4 protein-coding genes and 1 pseudogene are annotated in these 4,797 nt (G+C 58.4%); 2 read left to right on the top strand and 3 right to left on the bottom strand.

From position 1 onward, the window contains the following. Positions 1-48: 48 nt before the first annotated feature. Genes PARACOCCUSGL_RS0119615 through PARACOCCUSGL_RS0119605 form a run of 3 tightly spaced genes read right to left on the bottom strand, consistent with a single transcriptional unit; the run spans position 49 to position 2,911 of the window. A complete protein-coding gene (locus tag PARACOCCUSGL_RS0119615) occupies positions 49-1,335 on the bottom strand; it encodes a glycosyltransferase (RefSeq protein ID WP_010400617.1) in 1,287 nt (428 codons plus the stop codon). Then, positions 1,332-2,339, bottom strand: a complete 1,008-nt coding sequence (locus PARACOCCUSGL_RS21100; protein WP_010400614.1) for a glycosyltransferase — start codon at positions 2,337-2,339, stop codon at positions 1,332-1,334. Before PARACOCCUSGL_RS21100 ends, PARACOCCUSGL_RS0119615 begins: the two co-directional genes overlap by 4 nt. Before the next feature lie 38 nt (positions 2,340-2,377). Next, positions 2,378-2,911 (bottom strand): hypothetical protein, encoded by a 534-nt coding sequence (locus PARACOCCUSGL_RS0119605; RefSeq protein WP_010400612.1) that lies wholly within the window; start codon positions 2,909-2,911, stop codon positions 2,378-2,380. A 382-nt stretch (positions 2,912-3,293) separates the two neighbouring features. On the opposite strand from PARACOCCUSGL_RS0119605, the gene PARACOCCUSGL_RS0119600 reads away from it, so the two are divergent. After that, a complete protein-coding gene (locus PARACOCCUSGL_RS0119600; RefSeq protein WP_010400610.1) occupies positions 3,294-4,571 on the top strand; it encodes a tetratricopeptide repeat protein in 1,278 nt (425 codons plus the stop codon). A 78-nt stretch (positions 4,572-4,649) separates the two neighbouring features. Further along, positions 4,650-4,763 (top strand): annotated as a pseudogene (locus tag PARACOCCUSGL_RS22545) (IS5/IS1182 family transposase); the annotation flags it as partial. Positions 4,764-4,797: the final 34 nt, after the last annotated feature.

The following is a 4,797-nucleotide window of genomic DNA, read 5'->3' as shown; positions in this document are numbered from 1 at the left end:
GAGCCTCCGGCAAACCCGGTGCGGTTCAGCCCGAGCGTCGGGCAGAGCTTAAAGAACGCTTACGCGCCGCCCAAGATTCGGTTCCGCGTCAACATCACCTGCGACATGGAGGGGTTCCTGAACGACGGTCTGCGTCCAGGCGGGCAGATCCTTTTTCTCACCCTGGCTGAGCAGGTGCTGCAGGGACGCGAACTCTTCGACGGCCTGCTGCGCCTGGGCAATTTCGCGGATCGTCTTGAGTTGTTTTTCAAGACCCTTGACGCGGGTTTCGATATCCATTGCCCGTTTCGAAAGCTTGTCAATTTCGCGGTTGGCGCGCGCCAGCTGACCTTGGCTGGAGTTGGCCTGCCAGAATCTCACCACATCCCAGATCCCGCCAGGCAGGCGCAGCCGGTCAGCCTGATACCAGATCGTGGTGTTGGACATCTCTTGCCCGAGTTGCTTCCAATGCTCGTCGGGAATCTTTGCCAGCGCCTCATGCGCCTGAGAGCCATAGGGGAAATAGGCCGAGGTTTGCAGTCGCGGGATATGCCAGGACATGTTGCCCAGCAGCCAACGCCCTGCCTGCAGGCGCAGATCGTCCCGGTTTGCAGGCAGTTCTGCAAGGATGGTGTCGAAATGGGTAAAGAAGGCTGCCAGCTCGACACCGGTTGAGGCCATGGTCTGCCCGGGGCGGTTGATCCGGTGATGGCAGACGACCCGGCGGGAATGACCGATGCTTTCGGCTAGGGTGCAGACCCGCCAGTGGAACGGGTTGTCCTCAAAGAAGAAATCGCCTTCGGGAAAGCGGATACGATGCTTGCGCAGGAATTCGGTGCGGTAGAATTTGCGCCAGGGCACAGCGATCAGATTGATGCCTGCCAGCCGCAGCTCTTCTGGCGTGCGCGCCGTTTCGAGCGCATCCCATTTGAGCCGATCAGCTGGCTGGCGAACATCGCCCGCTTTCTGGTCATATTCGAGGTAGTCGGTGAAAAAGATATCTGCCGGTCGGGCCTCGTATTCCCGCCGGGCGCGCAGGAAGCCCTCGGGGATCAGGTAATCGTCGCCATCAACGAAAAAGACCGTGTCGCATTCGACCCGGTCCAGTCCCAGATTGCCGGCAATTCCGACGCCGCCGATGGTGTTGGCGCCAAGCCAGACAGTCGTTACTTTTACCCCGGCGCCAAAGCCCGCCCCGTCAAGAAAGCCGCGCACGGCTTCGTCAGTACCGTCGGTCGACCCATCGTCAACGATGATCACCTGATCACCGGGCTGCAGGCAAGGCTGCAGGCTCTTCAGGCATTTCGCGATATAAGGGGCAATATTGAAGGTAGTGACGATGAAGGAAATGCTCATGATAGTCCTTCCTCGATGATCGAGCGGTTGATACGACGCGCAAGTGCGGGGTCACGGAATGCAATCAGCCGCATCCAGTCGGGGTTCATTCCCGAAAGATAGAAGGCCCGCGTCCGCCTGCGCAGCTCATGGTGGTGCTCTGCATCGATATTATTGCGGACCCAAGACAAAAGGTCCGACGCAAAGCGGGTGAACGGATGCAGAAAGCCGAGCCGCTCGGCGGTCGGGGCTGTACGCAGCCGCGTCAGCACGTTTTCGAAGCTGCGGAACACTTCCAGCCGTTCGGCATTACGCCGGTTGGTCAGGCGCATGCCGCCAGTCGATACGAAATGCGTCGCCCCTGTCATCGTGGTGGCGAGAATTCGCCGGGCCATGATAAAGCTGGTCCAATGCAGCTCGACGTCGTTATGGACCATGGTTTCCGTACAGCGGATGCGCTGGGAGCGCAGGAATTCGGTCCGGTAGATCTTGTTCCAGGGATAGGCCGAAACGCGGGCCAGTATCTGCGCCGGCCCAGGCGGAACCACAATCGTCCCCTGCTTTTGCGTTCCATCTTTTGGCGCCCGGTCAACGCAAGCGCGCTGCCAGCGCGCTTCGTCATCGTGCAGCATGCCGCTGCCGCCATTTTGCAAAACGCGGCTGTCGTGATGCCGGAACATCAAGAAGTCAAAGGGCCGGGTCTCAGCGGCAGCAAGCGCCACGATGGCAGGAAAGTCCTTGGTGAAAAGATCGTCCGAGTCAAAAAAGATGACATGGTCGCCGCTAACACGCTCCAGCGCCAGGTTGCGGGCGTGGCCGGCACCGCGCCGCTGGGCGCTGCGCAACCAGGTCAGCCGGTCCGCAACTGCCGCCGCTGCGGGCACGGTCGATGGCCCCGCAGGCTCATCGGATGCATCGTCAACGACGAAAATTTCGGCGAATACGCCCAGTTCGGATACCTGGCGCAACAACCGGTCCAGCCCAGGCAGATCGTTCCAGACTGGGATGACAAGCGAAAGCTTCATGATGGCTCCTGCAGAGCTGGCGGATAGCGACCGCCGGTTCACACAATGAAAACCCGCAGATCCCGAATTTCGAAACTGGCTGGGGTCGGTTGGAAGAACAGGATCAGATCCCGCCAGTCGGCTTGGCCCGGGACATCAGGGTTCCCGTCAAGTCGCAGCAGGTCGATATGGGTACTGTCTTTGGCGAAGGACACGACGTCCTTGGGCAGGAAGGCGTCGATGAACCCACTCGGGGTCGACGAGCGCAGGCAGACCCGGAAGGTCGAAGCCTCGGAGGCACGAGACTTGCACACGACACCCAGCAGGGTCGAACCACGCAGGTTCACCCCACCCAGAGAGAGGTGCAGCGCCAGCCAGCGCGGGCGTTTCTGGACGGTATAGTCCAGCCGCAAAAGCGCGCCTTCGCCACTGGTGCAGCGGCCGCTGATGTCGCCTTCGCGGTCGACAGACAAGAGCGTCCCCGGAACCAGAGAAGCGCCATCGGAAATCGCAATGTCGACCTTCTGTTCGCGTAATACCACAAGTGTGTGATTGACTTGGGCATCGGCCCCGAATTGCAGACTATCCGTCATATGGTCGTCCCGGTTTCGTTCGGTGAAATGGTTAACGCAGCAATTTAACGACATCAAGACACCCCGGCTGAACATTGCCGATACGGGTTTTTCTTTTTGTTGCACCTGCCTAACAAGGCAGCGTAGAGCGGCCAATGACGGCACCTGCCAATTTGGCAACATCAAATTTTCGTCAGCTTCCCAATGACCTGTGTTGAGGAGGCTGCCACGGGAACTGTGCCGCCAGAGGACAGGTCAGACATGTTATGCAATTGGCTTTGTGGCATGCCAAAGTGGCATTGGAAACTTGACAATTTGGCGCGGGCTCTGGCGAATGATGGCCCAAAGATCGCTTGGGCAAGCTCTCATTGCGGCAGAACAAAGAAGGTAGAGAGATTCGATTATGAAGATGCCTGTTTCATTTCCTGCCGGGACGGTTCCCCTGCATGACGGCCCGCGATATCAGGCGATTCTGCGCGATTTCGGATCAGACATCCTGCTGGTGACCTTCGCGGAGCGCAAGGAGCCCAAGCCTGCTGACTTCTTTGGGGTTCGCCTTATGGAGAAGGAAGGTCTGTCCTATATCGCGGTCCGCTCGTTAGAGAACGACTGGTATCTCGGCCCGGAGGTGGACCAGGTCTTTGCAGCAATCAAAGAGGCCATTGCGCGAGTTGCGCCCAAGAGACTGATCCTGTTCGGATATTCTATGGGTAGTTTTGGGGCTGTCCGTGCGGCAAATATACTGAACCCGGACAGGATTATTATTGGTGGCCCGATCGTTTCTTTGGATGTGAATATAGAAAGGCGCTGGCTATCTGATTACCGGGAACTCTTGCCTTATTACGAAGAGCGTATCTCTGAAATAATTCCGTGGAAAAAATGTTACGAAACGGTCGTGATATTTGACCCGGATTACGAGGACGCAAAGCATGTTTCTATTATTGAAGAATTCGCAAATCCGCATCGTCTTGAGATTCCCGATGCCGGTCACTTTGTGCTGACCTATCTAAGGGATTCGGGCGTCCTTGGGAAAATCATGCGTAAACTGTTTGAGGACGACATTGATCTTGTTTCAGTGCAGCGCATGATCCGCAGTGCCAGAAAGACCAATCGCTCATACCTGCTGACCCTGGCGAACCGCCTGGCGCGGCGGCCCAAGCTGCAACGGCGGGTGCTGGACTACGCACAGCGTTCGATGCCGGACGATGTCGATATCAACCTGGCGAAGGCCGCCTATCTGGCGCAGCACGGCGATCTGGAGGGTGCGCGGGCAGGCATAGCCCGGATGTTCGCCGAAAAGGGCGACAGGATCTTTGGCGTTCCCCTCGCAAAGACGATCACCGCTTTCGCCTCAGGAGGCGGGTCCCCAGACGACATCGCCGATGTCCTGGCACTTTTTCGCAGCAACCGCCCCAGATCGCGAGAGACGCAGCTGTGGTATGCGCGCTTCCTGCGCCAGATCGGTGCGTTCGATGAAGCCTATGCTGCGCACGAACAGTTCATGTCCGGTGACACGTTCGAAGCGCATGCCCATATCGAGCGTGGCCTGATTCTTGAACATCGCAAACAGATCCACGCCGCCCGTGATAGTTTTCGCAGGGCTGTTGAACTGGCCCCCGACTTTCGGCCAGGACACCAGCATCTGAGGCGGGTGGAGCGGGTTTTGCTGACGCTGCCCTAGACCTGATCGTCATTCAAGGTTCATAAATCGGCCGATGAGTGCTTCACAGGCCTCCGTGTTGAGCACGGAGGCCTGTCAGTGGAGGCGAAACGATATGAGCTGAGCGACGGACAGTGGGACAGGATCGCATCGCTGCTTGCTGGAAAAGCTGGCGATCCCGGCCGGACCGGGGCAGACAGCCGGATATTCATCAATGGCTGATGATCGACTGCGCGATTGTGCGTGC

Source organism: Paracoccus sp. TRP, assembly GCF_000185925.1.
In the GTDB taxonomy this organism is placed as follows: Bacteria; Pseudomonadota; Alphaproteobacteria; order Rhodobacterales; family Rhodobacteraceae; genus Paracoccus; species Paracoccus kondratievae.
Note: the sequence above shows the minus strand (reverse complement) of the source record. Positions and strands in the feature narration are given on the sequence as shown.